This is a genomic window from Candidatus Epulonipiscium viviparus, assembly GCF_030708075.1.
Lineage (GTDB): Bacteria > Bacillota > Clostridia > Lachnospirales > Cellulosilyticaceae > Epulonipiscioides > Epulonipiscioides viviparus.
Window position 1 is genome coordinate 2342742 of record NZ_CP117982.1, and the last position, 25000, is coordinate 2367741.

Genomic DNA, 25000 nt, shown 5'->3' on the forward strand with positions numbered 1-25000 from the left:
AAATGAGAATGTAAAATCTACAGATGCAAATGAGAAAGCAACAGCCGCGGATGCAAAAATGTAAATGCGAATGTAAAAGCTACGGATGCGAAAACTGTAAATGAGAATGTAACAGCTACGGATGTGAAAACGGTAGATGAGAATGTAACAGCCGCAGATGTAAAAACTGTAAATGCGAATGTAAAAGCTACGGATGAGAAAACGGCAAATGCAAATGTAAAAGCTACGGATGTGAAAATGGCAGATGAGAAAGCAACAGCCGCAAATGAGAAAACAGCAAATGAGAATGTAACAGCCGCGGATGTAAAAGCTGTAAATGCGAATGCAAAAGCTACGGATGAGAAAACGGCAAATGCGAATGTAACATCTACAGATGAAAAAACGGCATGAGAATGTAAAAGCTACGGATGTGAAAACGGCAGATGAGAATGTAACATCTACAGACGCGAAAACTGTAAATACAAATGTAAAAGCTGCAGATGTGAAAGATGCAGATGAGAAAGCAACAGCCGAAGATGCGAAAGATACAAATGAGAATGTAACAGCCGCGGATGCGAAAACTGTAAATGAGAATGTAACATCTACAGATGAGAAAACGGCAAATGCGAATGTAAAAGCTGAGATAAGATGTAAATGAGAATGTAAAAGCTGCAGATGTGAAAGATACAAATGAGAATGTAACAGCTGCGATGTAAAAACTGTAAATGCGAATGTAAAAGCTACGGATGTGAAAACGGCAAATGCGAATGTAAAAGCTACGGATGTGAAAACGGCAGATGCGAAAACTGTAAATGCAAATGTAAAAGCTGCAGATGAGAAAACAGCAAATGAGAAAACAGCAAATGAGAAAGCAACAGCCGCAGATGTGAAAATGGCAGATGAGAAAGCAACAGCCGAAGATGTGAAAGATGCAAATGAGAAAGCAACAGCCGCAGATGTGAAAGATGCAAATGAGAAAGCAACGGCCGCAGATGTGAAAGATGCAAATGAGAAAGCAACGGCCGCAGATGCGAAAGATACAAATGAGAATGTAACAGCCGCAGATGTAAAAACTGTAAATGCGAATGTAAAAGCTACGGATGTGAAAACGGCAAATGCGAATGTAAAAGCTACGGATGTGAAAACGGCAGATGCGAATGTAAATACATGTGAAAGCAGATGAGAATGTAACAGCATGAGAAAACAGCAAATGAGAAAGCAAAAGCTGCAGATGTGAAAATGTAAATGAGAAAGCAACAGCCGCAGATGCGAAAACTGTAAATGCGAATGTAACATCTACAGATGCGAAAGATGCAAATGAGAAAGCAACGGCCGCAGATGCGAAAACTGCAAATGCGAATGTAACAGCTACAGATGTGAAAACGGCAAATGAGAATGTAACAGCTGCGGACGCGAAAACTGTAAATACAAATGTAAAAGCTACGGATGAGAAAACGGCAAATGCGAATGTAACAGCTACAGATGCAAATGAGAAAGCAACAGCCGCAGATGTGAAAGCAGCAAATGAGAAAGCAACAGCCGCGGATGTGAAAGATACAAATGCGAATGTAACAGCCGCAGATGTAAAAATAGTAAATGAGAATGTAACAGCCGCAGATGTGAAAGATGCAAATGAGAAAGCAACAGCCGCAGATGTGAAAGATGCAAATGAGAAAGCAACAGCCGCGGATGTAAAAACTGTAAATGCGAATGTAACAGCTACGGATGTGAGAACGTCAGATGCGAATGTAACATCTACAGATGCAGATGAGAAAGCAACAGCCGAAGATGCGAAAGATACAAATGAGAAAGCAACAGCCGCGGATGTGAAAACTGTAAATGAGAATGTAACATCTACAGATGAGAAAACGGCAAATGAGAAAGCAACAGCCGAAGATGTGAAAACAGCAAATGAGAAAGCAACAGCCGCAGATGCGAAAACTGTAAATGAGAATGTAAAAGCTACAGATGCGAAAACTGTAAATGAGAATGTAGCATCTACAGATGTAAAAAATGGTAAATTTAAGGATGTAAAAGCGAAAGCGATGGATGCTAAAGCAGCAAATGCTAGTGCTAAAAAAGCTGTAAAAATGAATGATTTGGCTAAGAAGGTTAAAAAGCCACACAAAAATAAAAAACAAGAAAAGGTAGTAAATATGGCAGAAAACAAGAATAATATAACTGAAATGGATGAAGAAATTAAAGTAATAGAGGTGGGGGCAACAACTACTATTAAGCATTTGGCTGATAAAATTGGAGTTTCCGCAACAGAAGTGATAAAGGCTATGATGAAAAAAGGTAAGTTGATGAATATGAATCAAGAGATCGACTTCGAGACCGCGATAATGATCGGCGAAATATTTGATATCCTTGTGGAAAAAGAAGATGAGCGCGATTTGTTGGAAGAGATTTTTGGTTCGGAGAAAGAAGATCCGTCGAAATTGGTGGAAAGGCCGCCGGTAGTGGTTGTGATGGGGCATGTTGACCATGGTAAAACGTCATTGCTAGATGCGATTCGTTCGACGGATGTAACGACTGGTGAGGCTGGTGGAATTACACAGCATATCGGCGCATCGGCGGTGACATTGAACGGGAAGAAGATAACGTTTTTGGACACTCCGGGACATGAGGCTTTTACGGCTATGAGAATGAGGGGAGCTAGAGTAACGGACATTGCGATTTTAGTGGTTGCAGCAGATGATGGAGTGATGCCGCAAACTATTGAAGCAATTAATCATGCGAAGGCGGCGAATATACAGATTATTGTGGCGGTTAACAAAATCGATAAGCCAGGGGCAAACCCAGACCGCGTAAAACAAGAATTAGCAGATTATGGATTGTTAGCAGAAGATTGGGGCGGAGATACGATTTGCGTACATGTGTCTGCATTAAAGAAAGAGGGAATAGATACCCTGTTGGAGATGATTTTGTTGGTTGCGGAAATGGCGGACCTGAAAGCAAATCCGTCTGGAAAGGCACGTGGAACAGTTATAGAGGCAGAGTTGGATAAAGGTAGAGGACCTGTCGCGACGGTATTGGTGCAAAACGGAACATTGAAAATAGGGGACCCGATTGTGGTAGGGGAAACATATGGCAGAATTAGAGCCATGAATAACTACAAAGGTAAGCCAGTGAAAAAAGCAGGACCATCGACAGCGGTGGAAATTTTGGGGCTTTCGGAAGTACCGATAGGCGGGGATATGTTTTATATTGCCAATAATGATAAGCAAGCAAGACAAGTGGCCGAAAAAGTGAAAGCTCAAGGCAGAGAAAAAATGGTGATTAATACTCCGCAAAAAGTTTCGTTGGATGATTTGTATAGCCAAATTCAAGAAGGACAAGTGAAGGAGCTCAACTTGATTGTTAAGGCAGATGTTCAAGGATCGGTAGAAGCAGTGAGATCGAGTTTGGAAAAGCTGTCAACAGAAGAAGTGCGAGTGAGAACAATTCATGGAGGAGTAGGGGCTATTACAGAATCGGACGTTACGCTAGCGTCAGCATCTGGGGCGATTATAATTGGGTTTAATGTTAGACCAGACCAGACGTCTGCATCTGTAGCGCAACGTGAAAAAGTCGATATTAGAATGTATAGAATTATTTATAAGGCAATAGAGGATATCGAAGCGGCAATGAAGGGTATGCTCGACCCAGAATATAAGGAAGTTGTGATTGGGCATGTGGAAGTGAGACAAATATTTAAGGTGTCTGGTGTTAGCATAGCGGGATCGTATGTTAAAGATGGAAAAATTACCAGAAATTCTGGAGTGAGAATAGTTAGAGACAGCATTGTAATATATGAAGGAAAAATCGATACATTGAAGAGATTTAAGGACGACGCGAAAGAAGTAGCGACGGGATATGAATGTGGAATTACCTTTGAAAAATATAACGATGTAAAAGAGGGCGATATAGTGGAAGCCTTTGTGATGGAAGAAATAAAAAGATAATGTGTATGCTTGTATTTTGGAGGATGTTATGGCAAACCAAAAAATAATTAGAGTAAATGAAGAGATACAAAAAGAAGTTGCAGAGATAATAAGAGGAGATAGTATAAAAGACGCACGAATGAAGGATATAATGGTAAGTGTGACAGCAGTGGATACAACAACAGACTTGAAAAATGCGAAAATTTTTATTAGTGTGCTGCAAGATAATAAAAAGGATGATGTGCTAGACGTGTTAAATGGTTCATCAAAATTTATACGAAAAGAATTAGCGAGACGTATAAACCTGAGAAATACACCAGAAATTTCCTTTAAGTTAGACAATTCGATAGCATATGGAATAAAAATGGCAAAAATTATTCATGAAGTGATGGACAAATAAGCTGTGGACGGAATAATTAATATATATAAGGAAAAAGGATTCACATCCCATGATGTTGTGGCAAAGGCACGTGGGATTTTAAGACAAAAAAAGATTGGTCATACAGGGACGCTTGATCCAGATGCGACGGGCGTTCTTCCTATATGTATAGGAGAGGCAACGAAGATTGTGCCCTATTTGTCGGATGCGAATAAAACATATGAAGCCGAAGTAATATTGGGAGCGTATACAACAACAGAAGACGCGTCTGGAGAAGTGGTAGAAGAGTTTGCGGTGGAAGTCTCTAATGAGCAGGTGTTAGATGTGTTGGCAAGGTTTGTGGGAGCGTATGAGCAGACGCCGCCTATGTATTCTGCAATAAAGATTAATGGGCAGAGACTGTATGAGTTGGCGAGACAAAACATTGTGATTGACAGACCGTCACGAATGGTTGAAATTTTGGAATTGGAGCAGATGAGTCCGTTAAAAGATGGAAGATTTAAAATTCGAGTTGTTTGTTCTAAGGGGACATATGTAAGAACGCTTTGTACGGACATAGGCAGAAAGTTGAAATGTGGCGCACATATGGGAGAGTTGACTAGGACGAGAGTTGGCGAATTTGATATTGAACAAAGCGTAACATTAAAACAATTAGAAAAATTGAACGCAGAGGAAATTCTGATTTCTATAGAAAAGATGTTTGAACAATATCCTGCAGTGGTGGTGGATAAAAGCTATAATAAATTTTTGTATAATGGAAACCCGTTGGAGTTAAAAATAGCGGCAGCGGGTCTATTTTTTAGAGTTTATGATTATATGAATCACTTTATAGGGTTATACAAATGGTCTGGTGAGAAATTGATAGTTGAAAAAATGTTTTATAAAGAGGGAAAGTAAGTTGGAATATCATATTAATGAAATAGTGCGACAATCTGATAGTATTGTGGTGATTGGAAATTTTGATGGGGTGCATTTGGGGCATCAAAAGCTTTTTGCAGCAGCAGTGGAGACAAAGGGTGACATGGATGTGCTGGCTTTGTCATTTTTTCCACATCCAACGTGGATATTGAGCGGGGCAAAGAAAGAAATTATTACGCCAACGAGAGATAAAATAGAGGTTATGAAAAGTTTAGGAGTGGATGTTTTTGTAGAATATCCATTTACTTTGGAGTTGGCCAATATGAATGCATATGATTTTTTTGATAAAATACTTATAGAAGATTTGAAAGCCAAAGTGGTGGTAGTGGGAGAAGACTATAGATTTGGCAAAGAGAGAAAAGCGGGCATTGCGGAGCTAGCAGAAATGTGTGAGAAAAAAGGAGTGCGTTTGTGTGTAGTTAAAAAGCTTATGCTAGAAGGTGAAAAAGTTTCGAGCACACAAATTAGACGATATCTAGCCGAGGGTGCAGTAGAAGACGCTAGTAAATTGTTGGGATATACTTATAAAATTGTAGGGAAAGTTATTAAAGGTAAACAACTGGGAAGAACTATAGGATTTAAAACGGCAAATATTTCTACAAAAGAGGGGGTTCTGTATCCTAAAAATGGAGTTTATGCCACGAAAGTTAAAGTATATAATAAAGAATTTTTGGCAATAACTAATATAGGATATAATCCAACAGTTGGTGGTAAAGTTAAGATGATAGAAAGTAACATATTTGATTTTGAGAAAGAAATTTATGATGAAGAAATAGAAGTAAGCTTTTTAAAATTTATTCGTCCGGAAAAAAAGTTTGTAAATTTGAATGACTTGAAGATGCAAATTATAACCGATAAAGAAAAAACTCTCAGAGACTTTACAACCTTCTAGTGCTATGATATACTATCAAAGTGAAAAATCGCCATCACTCAGAGATAGGAATCTCCGACCTTTTCTTGGTGTATGGACAGACAAATTTAGGAGGCAATACAATTATGACAAAAGAGATTAAAGAAGAGATTATAAAAAAATATGCGAGGACAGATAATGATACAGGTTCACCAGAGGTGCAAATAGCGCTATTGACAAAAAGAATCAATCATTTAACTGAGCATCTAAGAACTCACAAGAAAGATCACCACTCTCGTCGTGGTTTATTCCTGATGATTGGTAAAAGACGTGGTTTGCTTGACTATCTGATTAAGTCGGATATAGAAAGATATCGTTCTATTATTAAGGACTTAGGAATAAGAAAATAATATCAAATAGGGGGGTGGATTTCCGCCTCTTTTTTTATTATAAAAAGTATTCACTTGGTGTGCAATTTTGCGAGAGTTTAAAAAATTGAAAAATTAATTAAATTATGGGAAAATTGCACAAGTGGAGCTTAACAAAATATAGAAAGAAGGTTTTAAGGTGGTTAAAACGTATAAAATGGAGCTTGCGGGGCGTGAGCTTAAGGTTGAAATTGGGAAAATGGCGGAGCTTGCTAATGGAGCGGCACTGGTAACTTATGGTGAAACATGTATTTTGGCAACGGCTGTTGCGAGTGATAAACCAAAAGAAGGAATAGATTTTTTTCCACTGAGTGTAAATTACGAAGAAAAGATTTATGCTATTGGAAAAATTCCGGGAGGATTTCTAAAAAGGGAAGGTCGCCCATCGGATAAAGCAGTGTTGACATCGAGAGTGATTGATAGACCTCTTAGACCTTTGTTTCCAAAGGATTATAGAAATGATGTTGTTATAACCACTACTGTTATGTCTGTTGAACAGGATTGCTCACCAGAAATTACTTCGATGATAGCGGCATCTTTGGTCTTAGACATATCAGAGATTCCGTTTAATGGGCCGGTTGGATCGGTTTTTGTTGGCTTGGTGGATGGAGAGATTGTGATTAATCCCACGATGGCGCAGCGAGAAAAAAGTCAGCTTGCTTTGACAGTGTCTTCTTCTAAAGACAAGGTTATGATGATAGAGGCGGGGGCAAACGAAATTTCAGAAGAGGTGATGTTAGAAGCAATATATAAGGGGCATCAAGCGAATCAAGAAATTGTGAAGTTTATTAGTGAAATTAGAGATGACTGCGGAAAGCCCAAAAGATATGATTACGAAAAGTATACTCTTCCGCTGGAAATATATGACAGAGTTTGTGAAATAGTTGGTAAACCGGCAATGGAAGGAGCTATTTTTACAACAGATAAGTTAGCGCGTGGTATGAGGCTTGAAGAGTTGCTACAAGAAGTGAAGGCAGTGATGGCAGAAGAAGATATAGATGCTATGCCATATGTCGAAGACGCATTTTATAAATATGAAAAGAAGATAGTTCGCGATAGTATTTTGAAAGATCATAAGCGACCAGATGGCAGAGCGCTCGATGAAATGCGTATTCTAAAAGCAGAAGTGGATTTGATTCCTAGAGTTCATGGATCTGGTATGTTTACTAGGGGACAAACTCAGGTGTTGACCATTACGACTTTGGCACCTCTTAGCGAAGCTCAAATTATTGATGGGCTGGATGAACTGGATGTGTTGAAAAGATATATGCACCATTATAATTTTCCGCCATTTTCGGTGGGTGAAGCAAAGCCGCCTAGATCTGTGGGAAGACGAGAGATCGGACATGGTGCCTTGGCGGAGCGTGCATTGATTCCGGTATTGCCTACTGAGGAAGAATTTCCTTATGCAATGAGATTGGTATCGGAGGTATTGAGCTCTAATGGTTCGACGTCTCAGGCTAGTATATGTGGTTCGACACTTGCGCTTATGGCAGCAGGGGTACCGATTAAGGCGCCAGTTGCAGGGATTTCGGTTGGATTGGTAACGGGAGAAAGTACCGAGGATTTTGTATTGTTAACAGATATTCAGGGACTAGAAGACTTTTTTGGAGATATGGACTTTAAGGTTGGAGGAAGTAAGAACGGAATTACAGCAATACAAATGGATATGAAAATAGATGGATTGACATATGAAATAATTAAAGGTGCATTTGAACAAACAAGAATAGCGAGAGAATATATTATAGATGAAATTATGTTGAAGGCAATTGATAAAACTCGTGAAACATTGTCTAAATATGCGCCATGTATTACTCAAATTAAAGTGAACCCAGATAAAATCAGTGAAATTATCGGTCAAAAAGGTAAAACCATTAATAAAATCATAGAAGAAACCGGTGCAAAAATTGATATAGAAGACGATGGAAGAATAGCAATTTGTACAAATGATGAGGCTAGCGCTAAACGAACCATAGAAATTATTGAAAGAATTGCCAAGGATTTGGAAGTTGGTCAAGTATTTTTGGGCAAAGTGGTAAAGATTATAAACATTGGAGCATTTGTAGAGTTGGCACCTGGAAAAGAAGGACTGGTGCATATTTCACAGATTGCGCATAATAGAGTGGAAAAGGTTGAAGACGTTTTAAAAGTTGGAGACAGCATTGAGGTTAAAATTATTGAAATAGACAAACAAGGAAGAGTAAATCTATCAAGAAAAGCTTTGTTACCTAAGTAAAATGAGGACCTCGCATGAAAATGTGAGGTTTTTTTTGTAGGAGGAATGATGATAGGATATTTGGTGGGAACAGTTGCCGAAAGGTTTGAAAATATAATATTGTTAGAAGTGAATGGAATAGGGTATGAAATTTTTATGTGTGGAAAAATCGATGTAGCAGAAGTAAAAATTTATATCTATGAAAATATAAAAGAAGATGCGTATGATTTATATGGATTTGTATCATTGGCAGAGAAAGAGCTGTTTAAGAAGTTGATTTCGGTAAATGGAATAGGGCCAAAAGCGGCGGCAGCGTTGATTGTATTGCATGGCATAAATTTGGTGGAATGCATTGTGAATGAAGATGCATCGGAAATTACTAGGGTACCAGGAATAGGTGCAAAGATAGCTAGCAGGCTAATTTTGGAACTGAAGGATAAGTTGTCGGCATTTAAAACGTTGGAAAAGCGGGTTGTGGTGGATGGATTGGAAGAAGCAACGGCGGCTCTTGTTGCTTTGGGATATAATAAAAAACAGGCAGCTAGAGCGGTAAATGCGGTATATAATTATAGCGACAGTATTGAAGATACGATTAAGAAAGCATTGGCAGTGCTTATATAGGACGTGGATATGAACAAGAGAATATTATCGGCAGAATTGCAATTGGAAGATAGTGAAACGACGATTAGACCAGTATCATTGGCAGAATATATTGGCCAAGAAGCCGCAAAAGAGTCGTTGGAGATTTTTATAAAGGCAGCGAAGAGAAGAAAAGAGTCGTTGGATCATGTGTTGCTCTATGGACCGCCTGGGTTGGGAAAAACAACGCTTGCGGGAGTTATTTCAAATGAGATGGCAACGGGGTTTAAAGTGACATCGGGCCCTGCAATAGAAAAGCCAGGTGACATTGCGGCAATACTGAACAATTTGAAATCGGGAGACATTTTGTTTATAGATGAAATTCACAGGATGCCTAGATTTGTTGAGGAAGTTCTTTATTCGGCAATGGAGGATTTTTATATAGATATATTGGTGGGAAAAGGAGAAATGGCGAAATCGATAAGGTTGGATTTACCGAAATTCACTTTGATTGGAGCAACAACTAAGGCGGGACTCTTAAGCTCACCGCTTAGAGACAGATTTGGAATTATTCAAAGGCTGGAATATTATACCTTAGATGAGCTTACTGCAATTATAATGAGAACTGCAGCAATATTGAATACACCAATAGAGATAGTTGCAGCGATGGAGATTGCAAAATGCGCGAGAGGAACACCGCGACTGGCTAATAGATTTTTGAAACGTGTGCGAGATATAGTGGAAATTAAATATGACAAATTGAAAATAGGTGATGCGGAGTGTGTGATGGCATTAGAGCTGTTGGGGCTTGATGAATATGGTTTAGATGAATTGGATAGAAAAATATTAGCAACAATAAAGAATACTTTTGATGGAGGGCCGGTGGGCTTATCCGCATTGGCGGCAACTTTGGCAGAAGAAGTTGAAACATTAGAAGATGTGTACGAGCCTTATTTGTTGCAGAAGGGTTTAATTAAGAGAACTCGTAGTGGAAGAATGTTGACAGAGGCGGCAGAGAGATTAATTAGGAGTAAATGATGGATAATAAAGTGGAATTACTGGCACCAGTGGGTAAAATTGAAAATGCATATGCGGCGGTAGAAAATGGTGCAGATGCTATATTTTTTGGAGGAAATAGCTTTAATGCGAGAGTGAATGCAGATAATTTTGATTATGTACAAATGAAAGAGTTGATAAATTATTGTAAATTGCGAGGTGTAAAAACTTACGTAACTGTTAATACTCTGGTTAGGGAAAATGAGTTAGTACAAGTATATCAATTGTTAAAAGAGCTGCAGAATTTGGGAATAGATGCAATAATTGTTCAAGACTTGGGTATTGTAAATATGGTTAGAAAGTATTTTTCAAATTTGAAGATGCATGCCAGTACTCAATTGAGTGCGCATAGTTATGAAGATGTATTGTTTTTGAAAGAGAACGGAATGAGCCGGGTGGTGCTTGCGAGAGAACTGTCGTTGGCGGAGATAATAAAAATAAAGAAAGAGGTGGATATAGAAATTGAAACTTTTGTGCATGGCGCATTGTGTTTTTCGTATTCGGGACAATGCTTGTTAAGTAGCGTGATTGGAGATCGGAGCGGAAATCGTGGAAGCTGTGCGCAGCCGTGTCGTATGATGTATAGTTTATATAAAAATAATGAATGTATTGCAGATGATATGCATTTGCTTTCGTCAAAAGATATTTGTACGTTGGAAATTTTGCCAGATTTGATCAAAGCGGGAATTGACTCATTTAAAATAGAGGGTAGGATGAAATCTGCAGAGTATGTGGCTGGAGTGGTGGGTACTTACAGGAAATATTTGGATAACGTGAGCTATGCGGTTGATCAGATGGATATAGATAATTTGAAGGCTATTTTTAATAGAGGAAACTTTTCGACGGGTTATTATAAGCAAAAACCGGGAGTAGAAATGATGTCTCAAATTAGTCCAAAAAATATTGGATTGAAGATTGGGAAAGTTATTAAGTATGATAAAAAGACTAAAATGGCTTCGATTTATACGAAGTATGATTTGAACAAAGGAGATGGAATAGAAGTTTGGAATAGCGGAAAACATGTTGGGATTGGATTGAATAAAGATTATAAGAAGAATGGAGAGTTTGGCATAAAATTGGATTATGCGCAGCCAGAAGCTGAAGTATATATTACAAAAAATCATAATCTAATTAAATCTCTTAGAAAAACATATGAAAAGCAGACGAGAAAGCGTAAAATTGACGCATATTTTTTGGGAAGAATAGGAAAACCTATTGCTCTTAGCTTGACTTGTCAGAACATAAAAATACAAGTTTTTGGTGAGCCTTTGGAAGAGGCTATTAATGCTCCGATAGCAAAAGTGCAAATAGAAGAAAAATTAAGGAAATTGGGAAATACACCATTTGAAATAGAATCTATAGAAATAAATTTGGATGAAAATGTATTTTTATCGATTGCTAAGATGAATGATTTAAAACGTATCGCAGTGGAAAAATTAATGGCAGCAATAGTGAAAGTAGATGCTATAGAAGTGAAAGAATATGTACCTGTTGCGACGGAGGAGATATCGGCGAAAGTAGCAGTTCAGGTATCAACGAAAGAGCAATTGGAAGCTGTATTGGAATTTGAAAAGATTGATACTATTTATTATCCTTTTGACTATAAATTTGATAAATGCGTAGTTGTTATAGAGCTGGTAAGAAACGTGGGTAAAAAAATTGTAGTTGTTTTGCCACAGATTATGTCTTCTGAATTGTTGGAAAAGTATAAGGGAGACTTGTTGGAGTTGGCTGCTACTTATGAGGTTTCATTTTTGTGTAAAACTTTGGGACAAGTAAATTTATTAAGTAGATTGGGTATAGATTTTGAGGTAGACTATAATTTGAATGTTTGTAATAGTGAGCATGCAGAATTTTATAAAAACCTTGGTGCTAGACAGATAACGCTGTCTCAAGAAGTCTATAATGAGGTTGGTTTTCAGAAGGTGATTTATGGATACTATCCTGTGATGACTAGTAAGCAATGTTTGCTAGATCATGTTAATCAATGCGGAAACAAAGATAATTTTTATATTGAGGATAGAAAAAATGTAAATTGGATGATTAAAACTGATTGTGAGGCGTGTGTGATGCAGATTTTTAGTTGTAAGCCAGTGCAACTGAGAGGTTTTACAGATAATGTGCGGCTAGATTTTACGATTGAAAGTGTAGAGGAGATAAGAAAAATTATTAGAGAATTTATTTATTGAAAGGTGGGATATATTGGATTTATTGATTTTGCTTAGTAGATATATTATAAGCTCGTTGGCTGTGGTGATATTTGTTTTGATTTTGACTAAGGAAAAAATACGAGTTAATGTGTCTTATACTTTATTATATAAGTTGATGATGGCATTATTTTCGATACCGATGTTTATTATAATGTTAAAAAACTGGGACAAAGCTTCAACTTTGTTGGTTAATTGGGTGTTGGGATCAATAATTATAACAACATTTTATTGGGTGATGAATGACAAGCTAGAGTTGATGGGCTCGGTGATTGTATTTTTGGTGATCATATCTATGATAATGTTAAATAGGCTCAATTGTGAACTTGCAAGGCAGCAAATAATCTTTTTGACAATTGCGGTGTTGGTAGCAAACGTTGTTTTTGTAATGTTTCCATTAGTAATAAATAAGCATATTATAAAACTGTATATTCCGGCTATAATAATTTTGTTGTTGCTTCCTTTTGTGTTGGGAAGACGAATTTATGGGGCATTGAATTGGGTAAATATTGGAAATATTTCGTTTCAACCTTCTGAAATAGGTAAGGTTATGTATATTTTAATTGCCGCATATTTATTGAGTGAGAAAAAATTAAAAAAATCCATTTGGATATTAGGTTCGTTAACTGCTGGAATATGTTTAATATTTTTGATTCAAAGAGACTTGGGGGCTGCGTTTTTATATATAGGAGTTTTCTTGGTGTTATTTTATATTTATACGATGAATATAAGATATTTATTAGCAGGTGGAATTGTTTGTGGTGTGGGGGCGGCTATTTTTGTAGTGGCTTTTCCGCATGTGCAAGAGCGGGTGTTGAGTTGGGTGGATCCATTTAGAGATGTGTTGGGAAGTGGGTATCAGATGGCTCAGGGGCTGTTTGCTATGGGAACGTGGGGAGTATTAGGGAGTGGGATTGGGCTTGGAACACCCAAAAGTATTCCGTTGGTAACGACAGATTTTATCTTTACGGCTATTGTTGAGGAATTGGGAGTGATTGTAGCTTGTTTGGTAATATTTAGTTACTTTTGTTTAGGAATATTTGGTGTTGCGATAGCCTTAGATGTGAAAAGCGTATTTTTACAGTATATAGCGATTGGGTGTGTTTCGTTTATAACATTGCAATCGTTTTTAATTTTGGGTGGAGTTTTACAGATTATTCCTTTGACTGGAGTGACTCTTCCGTTTGTGAGTTATGGTGGTTCATCAATTTTGAGTTCTGTAGTTATGGTAGTTGTTTTATTTTATTTACCGAGTTATGATAATAAATTAAATAAGGGCAGAAACAAAGGAAATAGAGGAAAAAATGAACGAAAAACAACGAGTGGCCAAAAGAAGAAAATCAATAATTAATATAGCAATTTTTTGGGGTATTATATTAGGACTGTGTGTTGTGAGAGTTGTGTATATTGCCGTATGGAGCGAGTTGGGACTTAGTCCGTATAACCAAAGGCTGAATTTGATGGAAGATAAAATATTAAGAGGGAATTTTTATGATAGCAATGGGGTAGTATTGACCCAAAATATAGATGAAGTTAGAGATTATATATATGATGGCAGATATAATACGAGTGTAGGATACTTGGGATATGGAGAATATGGATTGGAAAAAGATTATGCAAAAACTTTATTGTCTCCTACTTATACTTTTTTGGGAATTTTGAAAAATTTATTTACTAAGGAGAAGTTTGTAGGACATGATGTGTACCTGACATTGGACAATGAGCTGCAGGAAGTTGTTGAAAAGGCTTTTGCTAAAAATCGTGGAGCGGCGGTTGTGATAGAACCCAAAACGGGTCAGGTTAAAGCAATGTTTTCGGCTCCAGCTTTTAATCCTAATACAGCAAACTTAGAAGTAGTACGAAATAGAGAAGACAATCCACTGCTCAATCGTGCAACTCAAGGACTATATCCTCCAGGCTCGATTTTTAAAATATTACCAGCATATGGCATTATGGAAAAATTCCCTGAAACATATCAAGATATTGTTTATAACTGTACTGGTGAAATTATCATAGATGGAGAAGTGATAAAGTGTTATGATCATACGGCTCATGGAATGATGAATTTGAGCGAAGCGTTTAAATATTCATGTAATACTTATTTTATAAATCTGCGAAACTATATTTCGTATAAAGAATTATCTAGTATTGCAAAACAATTTTTATTTGATACAAAGCTTCCGACAAAAATTCTTGTAAAGCCTAGTCGATTTGATAAAAATGATGAAAATGTTTTTAGTCAGGCATTAACATATATGGGGCAGGGAAAAACTTTGGTAACACCATTTCATATGGCGATGATTGCTTCGGTAATTGCTAATGAAGGTGTATTGATGGAACCATATTTGGTGGATCATATAGCAGGGAAAAAGAGAAACACTCCAAAAGAAGTGGACAGTATTTTTGATACGGCAATGGCAATGAATCTTCAAAATTTGATGATAGGTGTAGTTAATGGAGGGACAGGAAGAGCATTAAGCGGTATACCAGCAACAGTGGGAATTAAGACTGGCACTGCTGAAAATGGAAATGGTGATGCGCATTCATGGGTATTGGGATTTGCACAGGATAGAGAAGATTATATAGCATTTGCTGTTGTGGTAGAAAATTTGGAGGGTGAAGCTGTTGGTATTGTAGAAGATATCGTTGTAAATTTTTTAGAAAATAATAGGAATTAACAAATTTTGTTGTAAAAAAGATTGAAAGTGTTTATAATAACTCTAATTGGCATTCTTGTAGGAAGACAGGTGAGAATATGATAGAAACTGTCAGTTGTGGAGGAGTGGTTATCTATAAAGGAAAGCTACTGATTCTTTATAAAGATTATAAAAATAAATATGTAGGATGGGTGCTTCCTAAAGGAACTGTAGAGATAGGAGAGACTCATCAGGTGACGGCTGTGAGAGAAGTGAAAGAAGAATCTGGGGTAAATGCAAATATTGTTAAGTATGTTGGGACAAGTCAATATTCATTTCAGGGAAATGATGATGTGATAAATAAAAGTGTTCATTGGTACTTAATGAAGACGACCAGTTTCTATACTAAACCACAAAGAGAGGAATATTTTTTGGATGCAGGATTTTATAAATATCATGAGGCGTATCATTTATTAAAATTTTCAGACGAAAGATATGTACTAAAAAAAGCTTATAATGCGTATTTGGAATTGCGAAAAAATAATCAATGGTTTAGTAAAGATGAAGGAAGTTTTTATTATAAGCAAAACTAGAAAAGAATAGAAGCTACGGCTTCTTTTTTTTTCTTTTTTTTAGTTTTTATGTAGTTTATGGAAATGTTAAAAATGTATTTCCTTTTTACTACATAATATGATATAATCAACTGAAGGTATAAAACTATTAAGAAAGGGGATTTAAAAAAATGGATCCTAATCAGATACAAAAAGAAATGAAGGAAATAGGAGAAGCGTTGTCCAATATGAAAAATTATCCAGATGTTGCAGGATTTGTAACAGATATTAAATATCAAGTAGGACAACTATCGTATTTTTACGATAGCTTGGCACCAAAACAAACAGGTGATCCTTCGACAACATTTTATAGACCTAAAAAATTGCCTAAGGTTCATCAATTAGCATATTTTAACTTAACAAGAGGATTTCCAAAAGAATTATATGGTGGGCATTGGTGCTATGTATTTAAGTATTTTAAGAGCAAGTTTATAATTATTCCAACAACATCTGTAAAAGCAAATTCATTGCCTCCTGACCCAGAGTTTCAACTTGATATTGCTGTTAGTGATTTTAAAAATGGTATGCTTACTAGATTGCAACTTAGTGATATGCGTACAATTGATATACAAAGACTATATTGCGGAAAAGGCTTCTATGATGTAACTACTGACAGAGAGTATATTTTACATAATATAAATAAGATGTTACTTGCAGAGTAGATATAAAAATGGGCAAAGCCTAAATATTAAGGGGACTGGTCTAGAAAGACCAGTTCCCTTTTTGACCACAAAAAGGACATATAATATCATCTTGTGATTTTTGACTAAGCTCCAACACTGATAAATCGCTGTGCATCGCGGTGCTATTGAAGATAGATGTGTCTACTGCGTTAGATAATAGTTCGGGACCAGATAAATCATAGCCGCAGTTATTACATTTTATATAGCTGTACATAGTGTTACCCCTTTCTAAAATTAACTTGTTGCTGTGTGTAGAGTTAAAAAAAGTCCTACTCTGAATAGAGATGGGACGATTAAAGTTTTGATGAAAAACTATCATTACATAGTATCTACAAAAAGTCTAAAAATATACAAAAAAAATTTTTTAATTGGACAAATTTGGTTGAATAGAAATTTAAAAAAATCACATCCTAAATATATATAAGAATTTAGGAGGAAGTGACTATGAAAAACAATAAGTTAAAATCTGTAGCCATTGTAATGTCTCTGGTGGTTGGAGCGACTCCGGCATTTGCTTGCAGTAGTTGTCCAAGAGCGAATACATCAACCAGAAATAATCTAATTGAGACAATTCCTACATCAGCACCAGCTGCTCCCACACCTTCAACTGCAACTGAGCCCAAAAAAGAAGAAGCAACTAAAGGAGAAGTAACTAAAGAAGAAACGAAAAAAGAAGAAGCAACTAAAGAAGAAACAAAAAAAGAAGAAGCAACTAAAGAAGAAACAAAAAAAGAAGAAGTAACTAAAGAAGAAACAAAAAAAGGAGAAGCAAAAAAAGAAGAAGCAAAAAAGAAGAAGCAACTAAAGGAGAAGTAACTAAAGAAGAAACCAAAAAAGAAGAAGGAAAGAAAGAAGATGCAACTGAAACAACAGATACGACCACTGCATTTACAATTGATAATTTTAAAGTAATTCAATCGGCTTTAATTACTTTAGGAGTGAAGCAAGAGGACTTAGAAGTACAGATAAAAGAAGGCAAAAAATTAGTTGATGTATTGGAAAGCTCTGAGATTTCTGTTAAAAAATTTAGAAAACAATTGATTAAGGAATATTCTAAAGTGATAAAAGAAGGTCAAAATTCAGGACAACTGACGAAAGAAGAAGCCAAGACTCTGAAACAAGCTGTGAAAGAAAAAGTTGAAAGTTGGATGAGTGAAAGTAAATAATGAGCGAAAGGACCTGAGTGTGCAGGTTCTTTTTTATTGCATAGAAAAAGGTGACCGGATTGTATCACCTTTTGTTATAGAGCTTATTGCCAAGGAAAAAATAGACCATAGGCCAATACGAGAAAAGCAAAGATCATTCGGTATACCGCAAAATATTTCATGGGTTTTTTCTTTAAAAAGTCGAGAAAAGAACCAATTACGGCAATGGCAACAATGAATGAAACTAAAAAACCAACGAAGAGCGCTGCCCATTCATTAGGTACTAGGGTACCTTGCGCATCTAAAAGATTTAGAAATGCTTGTCCAAACATAACCGGAATTGCCAAGAAGAAGGAATATTCAGCAGCAGCGACTGTTCCTAGACCGCCTACCCAACCTCCAATAATGGTTGATGCTGATCGCGATACTCCTGGAATTATAGAAAAGACTTGGAAGAGCCCTACAATTATCGCTTGTTTTGGTGTAATAATTATAGCAGTGAGGGGTCGTTGACTATGATTTTTGAGCTTATCTTCTGCAAGAATCATGAGGACACCACCAACGAACAATGCAATGGCAACTACAAGCGGATTGAAAAGATAATGTTGTACTGCATCGTCGAAAGGAATACCAATAACAGCAGCAGGGATGCATGAAATACAAATCATCAACCAAAAGTACATTCCACTATTTTTGGGAGGTGTATTTTGGGAGGGGAACAAATTAATTATTGTATCCATAATTTTTTTGCGATATAAAAATACAACAGCAAGGGTAGCACCGAGTTGTATTACCATGTTGAACATGTCTACGAATTCTTTATTTGTGTGTGAATAAAAGTCTAACAAGTTTGAAAATATTATTAGATGTCCAGTAGATGAAACTGGTAAAAATTCTGTAAGTCCTTCAACAATGCCAAGAACTCCGGCTTTAATCATAAAAAATAAGTCCACGATAAATTCTCCTTTGTAAATATTTTATTTATAGCTTTAGTGCTTGTACTAAGATTATATTATAAAAATGTAAAGATTATGAAAAAAATAGGATATTATATTGAAAATTAAATTGTATAAGAGTAAAATTTAATTGTAAGCCAATAAGTATAAATGTATAGGAGTGAAAGAATGAAAAAACCTAATGTAATTTTGATGTTTGTAGATGATTTGGGTATTGGAGATATTTCGGCATTTAATAGTGAAGGAAAAATTAACACAGATAATATTGATTTACTGGCAAAAGAGGGTATGATGTTTACAGATGCACATTCGAGCTCGTCTGTTTGTACTCCGTCTAGGTATGGATTATTGACCGGAAGATATGCATTTCGTTCGAGACTGAAATATTCTGTAATTACGGGAGATAGCATGCCTTTAATAGAAAGAGATAGAATGACGATGGCAGATCTGTTTAAGCAAAATGGATATTCTACAGCTTGTGTAGGTAAGTGGCATTTGGGGCTAGGATGGAATTTGAAAGAAAATTTTAGAGACAACCCTGTGATGGACAAAAAATATTATGAAGATATTCCAGAAAGAGATTTGGATACTATTACTCGAGGGGTGTTGCTTCCCACCTGGGTAGAAGGACTGGATATAGATTATACAAAGCCACTGCTAGTAAGCCCAAATGATTATGGATTTGACTACTTTTTTGGAATGGCAGCATCACTGGATCAACCTCCGTTTACTTATATAGAAAATAATAAGGTTTTGTTTGAACCCACGAAAATTTCAGGAGAGATAGTATTAAATAGGGTAACGGCTAAGATGCAAGAAAAATGGCAATGCGGTCCTACTGCAGAAGGGTTTGATCATGAACAAGTTTTGGACGATATGCAGGAAAAAGTTTTAGAGCTGATAGATAAATTTAGTGATGATGAAGAGCCATTTTTTATATATTATCCAACTCCTGCAGTGCATGGACCGTTGCTGCCTAACAAAAATTTTAAAGGAAAATCAAGGTTGAATGCATATGCAGATGTAGTATTGCAAACGGATTATTATGTTGGTCAAATTGTGGAAAAACTTAAGGAAAAGGGTATATTTGAAGATACAATATTCGTATTTACAAGTGATAATGGTTGCTCTGGAGTGGCTGATATTCCATTATTGGAAGCAAATGGACATTTTCCAAGTTATCTGTATCGAGGATATAAATTGTCTTTATATGAAGGTGGGCATCGAGTGCCGACGATTGTTTCGTATCCTAATAAAATTTCAGCAGGATCTAGATGCGATACCAATATTTGCAATACAGACTTTTTTGCAACGTTTGCTGATGTGTTAGGTGTTAGGTTGGCAGATGATGTGGCAGAGGATTCGTTTAGCAATTTAAAATTGTGGGAAGGGACAAATGAGTGTGCAAGAAAATCTACAGTATATAGTGGATTTACAGGATTTTTGGGAATTTTAAAAGGTGCGTATAAATTAAATTGTGTTGAAAATGGTGGAACAGATGCACAGTTTATGGCAGACATATTTGACAATATTGTTGCTCGTCAAAAATTCGAACTTTATAATATTATAAAAGATCCAGCAGAAAAGGAAAATATAATTGACAGATACCCAGATGTTGCAAAAAATTTGATCGACGAACTATCAAAGGTAGTTGACAATGGTCGCAGTACAGTAGGGGAAAAACAAAAAAATGTTGCAGATGATAATTGGTTTCAGATAAATTGGAGATAATATTTCGTATGATATAAAAATTATTTGTATAAGGAGATAATGATGGAATTTTTGGGTGAGCAAAAACTTATTGAGCAAGCAAAAGTGGGATTTCCCAAGGGTATAACTAAAATTTGTGATAATGTATATTTCTTTTTGGGGTATGGTGGAAGTACGTGTATATTAGTAGTTGGTGATAAATCATGTGTGCTAGTTGATACACTGAATGGAATGGGCGTTGCGCAAGAGGCTATGGTAGAGGTGAGAAAGATTACTGATAAGCCGATTAAAAATATAATTTATACTCATTATACTCATTTTGATCATACGGGGGGAGCTGCAGCATTTGCAGTAGATGACCCAGAAATATACGGGCATCAGCCGGCGTTTTCGCAGTATGCGCATACTGAAATGATTAAAGAGATTTGTCAAGTGAGAGGAGCAAGGCAGTTTGGAAGAGGATTGACTCCGGAAGAAATAATTAGCGTTGGGGTAGGTCCGCGCAATAATAATGTTGATAAGCAGAGTAATTTGAAATGTACTAAATGGTTGACAGAAGAAGTGACTGAGCTCGATTTAGATGGAATAGCGACAGTTATAGTTGCAGCTCATGGAGAAACTGATGATCAAGTATTTGTATATTTTCCGCAATATGAAGTGCTTTGCTGCGGAGATAATTTTTATGAATCATGGCCTAACTTGTATGCTATTCGTGGTAGTCAGTATAGAGATGTTAGTGGTTGGGTTCAGGCTCTTAGAATGATGCTTGTATACGATGCAAAATATTTGTTACCAGGACATACTAGAGCTATAATAGGTAAAGAAAAGGTAAGAGAAACACTTTCAAACTATGCTGATGCGATAGAGTATGTACTTTTGAAAACGTTAGAGGGTATGAATGTTGGAAAAACAGCTCAAGAACTTGTGGAGGAAATTGTGTTGCCAGAACAGTATGCAAAACTTCCTTATTTGCAGGAGTATTATGGAACTGTAGAATGGTCGATTCGAGCAATATTTGCGGGGTACTTGGGATGGTATGACGGGAATCCGACACATTTGGGGCATATTGATTCTAATAAAAAGGCTTTGAAGACTATTGCAATGATGGGTGGTGCAGAAAATGTGGTTGCTGAGGTGAACAAGGCAATTGCAATGGATACAAAGGATGAATACCAGTGGGCTGCGGAGCTTTGCGATATTTTATTAGATGCGCAAGTGGAAGTTGTTGCAGCTAAAAAGTTTAAGGCTGAGGCGTTATATGCTTTAGGCAGGATGCAAACTAGTGCGAATGGAAGGCACTATTATTTGGCAGTGGCAAAATTTTTGAAAGGTGAAATGCAACCTGCAAAAATGCCTGGTTTTGGTGAAGATGCGGCAAAGAAAATAGGTTAAAAATGAAATTATTTTTTTTGAGTGTATATTTAATTAAATTATTGTCAACAATCTAAATACAAGTATACCTAGAAAAGGATTTGTATGTTATGGAGTTATTAAAAAAATATAGAGTAATTTTAGAAACTGAAGACTATTCAACTATTGTCATTGGAAAGAAAAGAAATTTAATTCTCCAAGAATATATAGGTAGTAATCCCCAAACATATTTAGTGAATCCAGATTTTTTGGGATGTAAGCAATATTCCCAAGAGGAAATAATCTCGGAAGGAATTTCATATGTAGGAGAGATGGGATTGTTTATTCCAATAGTAGGAAAAAATAACTACATTTGGGCTACAGAATTGGTTTCACCAAGTATAAATGCATTTGTATGTGGTGCATTAGCAAATAAATATATTTTTGTGGATTGTAAGGAAAGAACTATTAAGTTTGATAGTGAAAGACGAAGTTTGAATGCAACATATTATATGGGTGGAGGTCCTTATCCTCGCTCACATGTTACCATAAATATTTATTTAGATGAATTAAGGAGAGAGCATTTAGATAAATTTTTGAGCATAGTGGAAGAAGCTCCGTTGGACGATTCAAGGGATTATTGTAAAGAAGAATATTATGAATTTTACCTTTTTCCAAAATCAGAAGTAGCAATCGAAAATTATGTTAAGGAAGTTTCATATCAAACTAAGAATGAGAAAGGTGGAGATATTCGTACGCATATTTATATTATAGATGCGTCGATTCCATCATCGCATAAAGATTATTTTACTAAACGGTTTGAAATGGCTACGTTGCTTACAAATGGATATACAGCGGATACAATTTCAGAACAGGGTGCTATTATAGAGTTTTCGAATTTTTTTTATCACTTTTATAAGCGAAGAGAGGCTACAAGAGCCATTATTGCAGTGCAAGATATAATAGAAATTAATGAAGAGATACGCAATAATAAAACTTTGCTAAATATGGACCGTAAAAGAGAATTTGAGATTGAAAAGCATCGTATGGCCCAGAAATTTGCCAATGTGTATGATTTGAAAGTGGATTTTTTAGAAGAGTTCATTTATAAAAAGGCTGTTTGTTTAACAATGTATAGATAGAGTATAAATTTGAATAGGATTTGCCTAGTTTTGCTAAATAAGCTAGGCAGATTTATTTTGATGTCATGCATAGAAAATATGAATTAAATATCATTATGCATTCCAATAAAAATTTGTGTCCAGTAATTTTCTTCATCTGCATATCCAATGCCTATATGTGTATATTCTTCTTTTAAAATATTAGCTTTATGATCAGAGCTACTCATCCAAGATTTCATAACTGTAGCTGGATTTTTGTGCCCCATTGCTATATTTTCGCCAATTTTATTCCATCCAGAAATATCGAAAGATTCCATCATTGTAATAGGGGAGCCATATGTAGGGCTTTCATGACTAAAATATTGATTCTCTTGCATATCGGTACTCTTGATTTGAGCTACTTTAGTAAGTTCATAATCTAGTTCTAATGGATGAATGCCAGCTTTTATACGTTCTTCGTTGACAAGTTGAAGAATTTCTTCTATGATTTCATCATTCGTCGAAGTAGATGGTGCAAAGTATGGAGTTAGATCTAAAGCTGTATCAGAGATTTCTGTTTCAGTGAGTAATAAAGGTACATATGTTAATAAATCTTGTTTGACCAATGCGTCGTATGTAGTCTGCAGCTGTTTTTCTTCATTGGCAGTAGAGTATTGATAAATTTTAATTTTATATAAGTTGTCTCCTAAATAGTTTGTTATTTCTGCAGCATATTCAGTAGTGTATATTAAGTTGGCATATGCAGCTTTGCTATGGAGGATAATTTCGCTGTCAGTTATTTGGAGTGTTGTTTCAGGTTCCATATTGGTAGAAGTATCAGACATAATGAGTGTTGCGCCATTAAATGTAGTGTTTATTTTAAGGGATGGATCTAGTCCGAAAAGTTCTTTATAAAAAGCTTTAAAATCGGAAAAACTAAATTTAAAATTATATCCATCAATTTGTATGCCATACTTTGTTACAAAAGCTTCTGCACCTTCATATGTGTTATTATATAATTTAGTTCGTAAAAATTTTCCTAATATATCTAATTTATCTTCGAGGGGTGTAAGACTATCATATGTAGATGTGTATTTAATGAGATTTAGTATAGGAGCTAATTGGTCGATAGATACGGCTGTAATAGGGGCTAGAGCAGCTGTTGTTGGTGTGGATACTAAAGTGAAACTAGCAAAAGTGGTAATTGCAAGTGCTTTAAATTTTTTTTGAAACATATTAATTTCTCCTTTGTTTTATTATTATACAATAAAGATTATATGGAAACCAATTTGCGTATTATACAAATTGGTGAGCAAATTTGTTAGATATTATTTTTATACTGCCAAAGTGAGTAATTCTCTTTTGTGCCATTTAAACCCCATGCTGACTAATTCATTATATGAATAGCGCTCGCTGCGATAAAGAGGGTCATGATAGTACCACCCGTCAGGATATTTTACTGCAAGCCAAGAATGTTGAGTACCCAGTCTACCGATGCCTGTAATAGGTAAAGCAGTATAGCCAAGATAATTAACAAGTTCATAAGCTAATGCAGCATATTGATAGAAAAATCCTTTGCCAGTATTGAATACTTGGATTGCTCCTTCTTCTGTTGTTTGTGGTGGATCCATTTGTGTATATGTTATAGTAGCAAGTACTGCGTTAAAAGCACCAGTTAAAGTGTGCCCATATTGATCAAGTAAAGCTTTCAAATAATAATTTAAGTTATCAAGGGTAGCGGGATTTTTTTTAGATATTCCATTGTTATCTATAGTATATATATCTATAGTGATATTTTTAGCCATTACTCCGTCATTTAAAAAATAATAATTATTTCCGTTAACAGTTTGCCAACCTGTCAATGCTTTTCCAGTATCTGTTGAAAAAAGATATGTGGTACCTAAAGGAGTAGTAAAAAGATCTCCAGTTGAATAAACACCACCTTCGGGTAAAAAATAATAATAATCTTCTTCAATTTTTTGCAATCCTATTTGCTGTATTCCATTATTAAAATAATATTTTTTATGATCAATAGTGAGTTCACCGTCAGCTAATTCGTTGTTATGGAGATATAATATAATGTCATTAAATTTATTCCAACCTTCAATGCCTCCTGATTTTAAATAATTGTGATAAGTATTGCCAACTTTTTGTGGGCCTATTTGTTGGTGACCATTTTGAAAATAATATTTTAGACCATTGATAATAATTTCGCCATTTGCGAATTGATTATTTTTTATATAAAACACTTCAGAATTGACTTTATTCCAAC

25 protein-coding genes (1 of these 25 running past the window's edge) are annotated in these 25000 nt (G+C 35.8%); 21 read left to right on the forward strand and 4 right to left on the reverse strand.

Annotation, left to right across the window (positions count from 1 at the left end; all coding sequences use genetic code 11):
- Positions 1 to 123 precede the first annotated feature (123 nt).
- From PCY70_RS09735 to PCY70_RS09810, 16 genes are all read left to right on the forward strand, one after another.
- Positions 124 to 390, forward strand: a complete 267-nt coding sequence (locus tag PCY70_RS09735) for a hypothetical protein (RefSeq protein WP_305767207.1) — start codon at positions 124 to 126, stop codon at positions 388 to 390.
- Positions 374 to 637, forward strand: coding sequence for a hypothetical protein (locus tag PCY70_RS09740; RefSeq protein WP_305767208.1), 264 nt, complete (start codon positions 374 to 376; stop codon positions 635 to 637). The genes PCY70_RS09735 and PCY70_RS09740 overlap by 17 nt, the downstream gene beginning before the upstream one ends.
- Positions 638 to 727: 90 nt before the next feature.
- On the forward strand, positions 728 to 1162 hold the full coding sequence (locus PCY70_RS09745) for a hypothetical protein (RefSeq protein WP_305767209.1): 435 nt from the start codon (positions 728 to 730) through the stop codon (positions 1160 to 1162).
- Between the two features lie 193 nt (positions 1163 to 1355).
- Positions 1356 to 3926 carry a translation initiation factor IF-2 gene (gene infB / locus PCY70_RS09750; protein ID WP_305767210.1) on the forward strand — a complete coding sequence of 857 codons (2571 nt, stop codon included), beginning with the start codon at positions 1356 to 1358 and terminating at the stop codon, positions 3924 to 3926.
- Between the two features lie 28 nt (positions 3927 to 3954).
- Positions 3955 to 4305 carry a 30S ribosome-binding factor RbfA gene (rbfA, locus tag PCY70_RS09755; RefSeq protein WP_010165818.1) on the forward strand — a complete coding sequence of 117 codons (351 nt, stop codon included), beginning with the start codon at positions 3955 to 3957 and terminating at the stop codon, positions 4303 to 4305.
- 3 nt (positions 4306 to 4308) lie between these two features.
- Positions 4309 to 5181 carry a tRNA pseudouridine(55) synthase TruB gene (truB, locus tag PCY70_RS09760; RefSeq protein ID WP_305767211.1) on the forward strand — a complete coding sequence of 291 codons (873 nt, stop codon included), beginning with the start codon at positions 4309 to 4311 and terminating at the stop codon, positions 5179 to 5181.
- A 1-nt stretch (position 5182) separates the two neighbouring features.
- Positions 5183 to 6094, forward strand: coding sequence for a bifunctional riboflavin kinase/FAD synthetase (locus tag PCY70_RS09765; protein ID WP_305767212.1), 912 nt, complete (start codon positions 5183 to 5185; stop codon positions 6092 to 6094).
- A gap of 101 nt (positions 6095 to 6195) precedes the next feature.
- Entirely contained in the window at positions 6196 to 6462 is a 267-nt protein-coding gene (gene rpsO, locus PCY70_RS09770) for a 30S ribosomal protein S15 (protein ID WP_334290630.1), read from the forward strand.
- A 157-nt stretch (positions 6463 to 6619) separates the two neighbouring features.
- The gene (locus PCY70_RS09775) at positions 6620 to 8716 is read left to right on the forward strand and encodes a polyribonucleotide nucleotidyltransferase (RefSeq protein ID WP_305767213.1); all 2097 of its coding nucleotides are present in this window, start codon (positions 6620 to 6622) and stop codon (positions 8714 to 8716) included.
- 45 nt (positions 8717 to 8761) lie between these two features.
- Positions 8762 to 9316, forward strand: a complete 555-nt coding sequence (ruvA, locus tag PCY70_RS09780; protein WP_242650829.1) for a Holliday junction branch migration protein RuvA — start codon at positions 8762 to 8764, stop codon at positions 9314 to 9316.
- 9 nt (positions 9317 to 9325) lie between these two features.
- Positions 9326 to 10312 (forward strand): Holliday junction branch migration DNA helicase RuvB, encoded by a 987-nt coding sequence (ruvB, locus tag PCY70_RS09785; protein ID WP_029487727.1) that lies wholly within the window; start codon positions 9326 to 9328, stop codon positions 10310 to 10312.
- The gene (locus PCY70_RS09790) at positions 10312 to 12519 is read left to right on the forward strand and encodes a U32 family peptidase (RefSeq protein WP_305767214.1); all 2208 of its coding nucleotides are present in this window, start codon (positions 10312 to 10314) and stop codon (positions 12517 to 12519) included. Before ruvB ends, PCY70_RS09790 begins: the two co-directional genes overlap by 1 nt.
- A 13-nt stretch (positions 12520 to 12532) precedes the next feature.
- Complete coding sequence (locus PCY70_RS09795; protein ID WP_305767215.1) at positions 12533 to 13888, forward strand: FtsW/RodA/SpoVE family cell cycle protein; 1356 nt, start codon at positions 12533 to 12535, stop codon at positions 13886 to 13888.
- Positions 13842 to 15215, forward strand: coding sequence for a penicillin-binding transpeptidase domain-containing protein (locus PCY70_RS09800; RefSeq protein WP_305767216.1), 1374 nt, complete (start codon positions 13842 to 13844; stop codon positions 15213 to 15215). The genes PCY70_RS09795 and PCY70_RS09800 overlap by 47 nt, the downstream gene beginning before the upstream one ends.
- A 77-nt stretch (positions 15216 to 15292) precedes the next feature.
- Positions 15293 to 15766: an NUDIX hydrolase gene (locus PCY70_RS09805; RefSeq protein WP_010165800.1), complete on the forward strand. Its 474-nt coding sequence runs from the start codon at positions 15293 to 15295 to the stop codon at positions 15764 to 15766.
- A gap of 149 nt (positions 15767 to 15915) precedes the next feature.
- Complete coding sequence (locus PCY70_RS09810; RefSeq protein ID WP_010165799.1) at positions 15916 to 16446, forward strand: hypothetical protein; 531 nt, start codon at positions 15916 to 15918, stop codon at positions 16444 to 16446.
- A 40-nt stretch (positions 16447 to 16486) separates the two neighbouring features.
- On the opposite strand, the gene PCY70_RS09815 is transcribed toward PCY70_RS09810, so the two are convergent.
- Positions 16487 to 16681, reverse strand: coding sequence for a hypothetical protein (locus PCY70_RS09815; RefSeq protein WP_029487725.1), 195 nt, complete (start codon positions 16679 to 16681; stop codon positions 16487 to 16489).
- 230 nt (positions 16682 to 16911) lie between these two features.
- Between PCY70_RS09815 and PCY70_RS09820 the strand changes: the two genes are divergently transcribed.
- The gene (locus PCY70_RS09820; protein WP_305767217.1) at positions 16912 to 17283 is read left to right on the forward strand and encodes a hypothetical protein; all 372 of its coding nucleotides are present in this window, start codon (positions 16912 to 16914) and stop codon (positions 17281 to 17283) included.
- A 122-nt stretch (positions 17284 to 17405) separates the two neighbouring features.
- Positions 17406 to 17633 carry a hypothetical protein gene (locus tag PCY70_RS09825; RefSeq protein WP_305767218.1) on the forward strand — a complete coding sequence of 76 codons (228 nt, stop codon included), beginning with the start codon at positions 17406 to 17408 and terminating at the stop codon, positions 17631 to 17633.
- Between the two features lie 83 nt (positions 17634 to 17716).
- Here the strand turns inward: PCY70_RS09825 and PCY70_RS09830 are convergent, their stop codons facing one another.
- On the reverse strand, positions 17717 to 18565 hold the full coding sequence (locus PCY70_RS09830) for an undecaprenyl-diphosphate phosphatase (protein ID WP_010165795.1): 849 nt from the start codon (positions 18563 to 18565) through the stop codon (positions 17717 to 17719).
- Between the two features lie 171 nt (positions 18566 to 18736).
- Between PCY70_RS09830 and PCY70_RS09835 the strand changes: the two genes are divergently transcribed.
- The 3 genes from PCY70_RS09835 (at position 18737) to PCY70_RS09845 (ending at position 22770) form a co-directional block, all read left to right on the forward strand.
- Positions 18737 to 20299: a sulfatase family protein gene (locus tag PCY70_RS09835; RefSeq protein WP_305767219.1), complete on the forward strand. Its 1563-nt coding sequence runs from the start codon at positions 18737 to 18739 to the stop codon at positions 20297 to 20299.
- 42 nt (positions 20300 to 20341) lie between these two features.
- Entirely contained in the window at positions 20342 to 21670 is a 1329-nt protein-coding gene (locus PCY70_RS09840) for an alkyl/aryl-sulfatase (RefSeq protein ID WP_305767220.1), read from the forward strand.
- Between the two features lie 89 nt (positions 21671 to 21759).
- Entirely contained in the window at positions 21760 to 22770 is a 1011-nt protein-coding gene (locus PCY70_RS09845) for a hypothetical protein (RefSeq protein WP_305767221.1), read from the forward strand.
- Between the two features lie 83 nt (positions 22771 to 22853).
- On the opposite strand, the gene PCY70_RS09850 is transcribed toward PCY70_RS09845, so the two are convergent.
- Entirely contained in the window at positions 22854 to 23963 is a 1110-nt protein-coding gene (locus PCY70_RS09850; protein ID WP_010165789.1) for a CAP domain-containing protein, read from the reverse strand.
- A gap of 99 nt (positions 23964 to 24062) precedes the next feature.
- Positions 24063 to 25000, reverse strand: the 3' portion of a protein-coding gene (locus tag PCY70_RS09855; protein ID WP_305767222.1) for a transglutaminase domain-containing protein. Its footprint extends 886 nt past the window's final position; only the last 938 of its 1824 coding nucleotides appear in the window; its start codon lies beyond the right edge, outside the window — the gene reads right to left on this strand; the stop codon is at positions 24063 to 24065.

Coding starts and splice junctions, on each gene's coding strand:
- PCY70_RS09740 (WP_305767208.1), top strand. CDS start 374: ATGAAAAAACGGCATGAGAATGTAAAAGCTACGGATGTGAAAACGGCA.
- rbfA (WP_010165818.1), top strand. CDS start 3,955: ATGGCAAACCAAAAAATAATTAGAGTAAATGAAGAGATACAAAAAGAA.
- ruvA (WP_242650829.1), top strand. CDS start 8,762: ATGATGATAGGATATTTGGTGGGAACAGTTGCCGAAAGGTTTGAAAAT.
- ruvB (WP_029487727.1), top strand. CDS start 9,326: ATGAACAAGAGAATATTATCGGCAGAATTGCAATTGGAAGATAGTGAA.
- PCY70_RS09790 (WP_305767214.1), top strand. CDS start 10,312: ATGGATAATAAAGTGGAATTACTGGCACCAGTGGGTAAAATTGAAAAT.
- PCY70_RS09800 (WP_305767216.1), top strand. CDS start 13,842: ATGAACGAAAAACAACGAGTGGCCAAAAGAAGAAAATCAATAATTAAT.
- PCY70_RS09805 (WP_010165800.1), top strand. CDS start 15,293: ATGATAGAAACTGTCAGTTGTGGAGGAGTGGTTATCTATAAAGGAAAG.
- PCY70_RS09810 (WP_010165799.1), top strand. CDS start 15,916: ATGGATCCTAATCAGATACAAAAAGAAATGAAGGAAATAGGAGAAGCG.
- PCY70_RS09815 (WP_029487725.1), bottom strand. CDS start 16,681: ATGTACAGCTATATAAAATGTAATAACTGCGGCTATGATTTATCTGGT.
- PCY70_RS09820 (WP_305767217.1), top strand. CDS start 16,912: ATGAAAAACAATAAGTTAAAATCTGTAGCCATTGTAATGTCTCTGGTG.
- PCY70_RS09835 (WP_305767219.1), top strand. CDS start 18,737: ATGAAAAAACCTAATGTAATTTTGATGTTTGTAGATGATTTGGGTATT.
- PCY70_RS09840 (WP_305767220.1), top strand. CDS start 20,342: ATGGAATTTTTGGGTGAGCAAAAACTTATTGAGCAAGCAAAAGTGGGA.
- PCY70_RS09845 (WP_305767221.1), top strand. CDS start 21,760: ATGGAGTTATTAAAAAAATATAGAGTAATTTTAGAAACTGAAGACTAT.
- PCY70_RS09850 (WP_010165789.1), bottom strand. CDS start 23,963: ATGTTTCAAAAAAAATTTAAAGCACTTGCAATTACCACTTTTGCTAGT.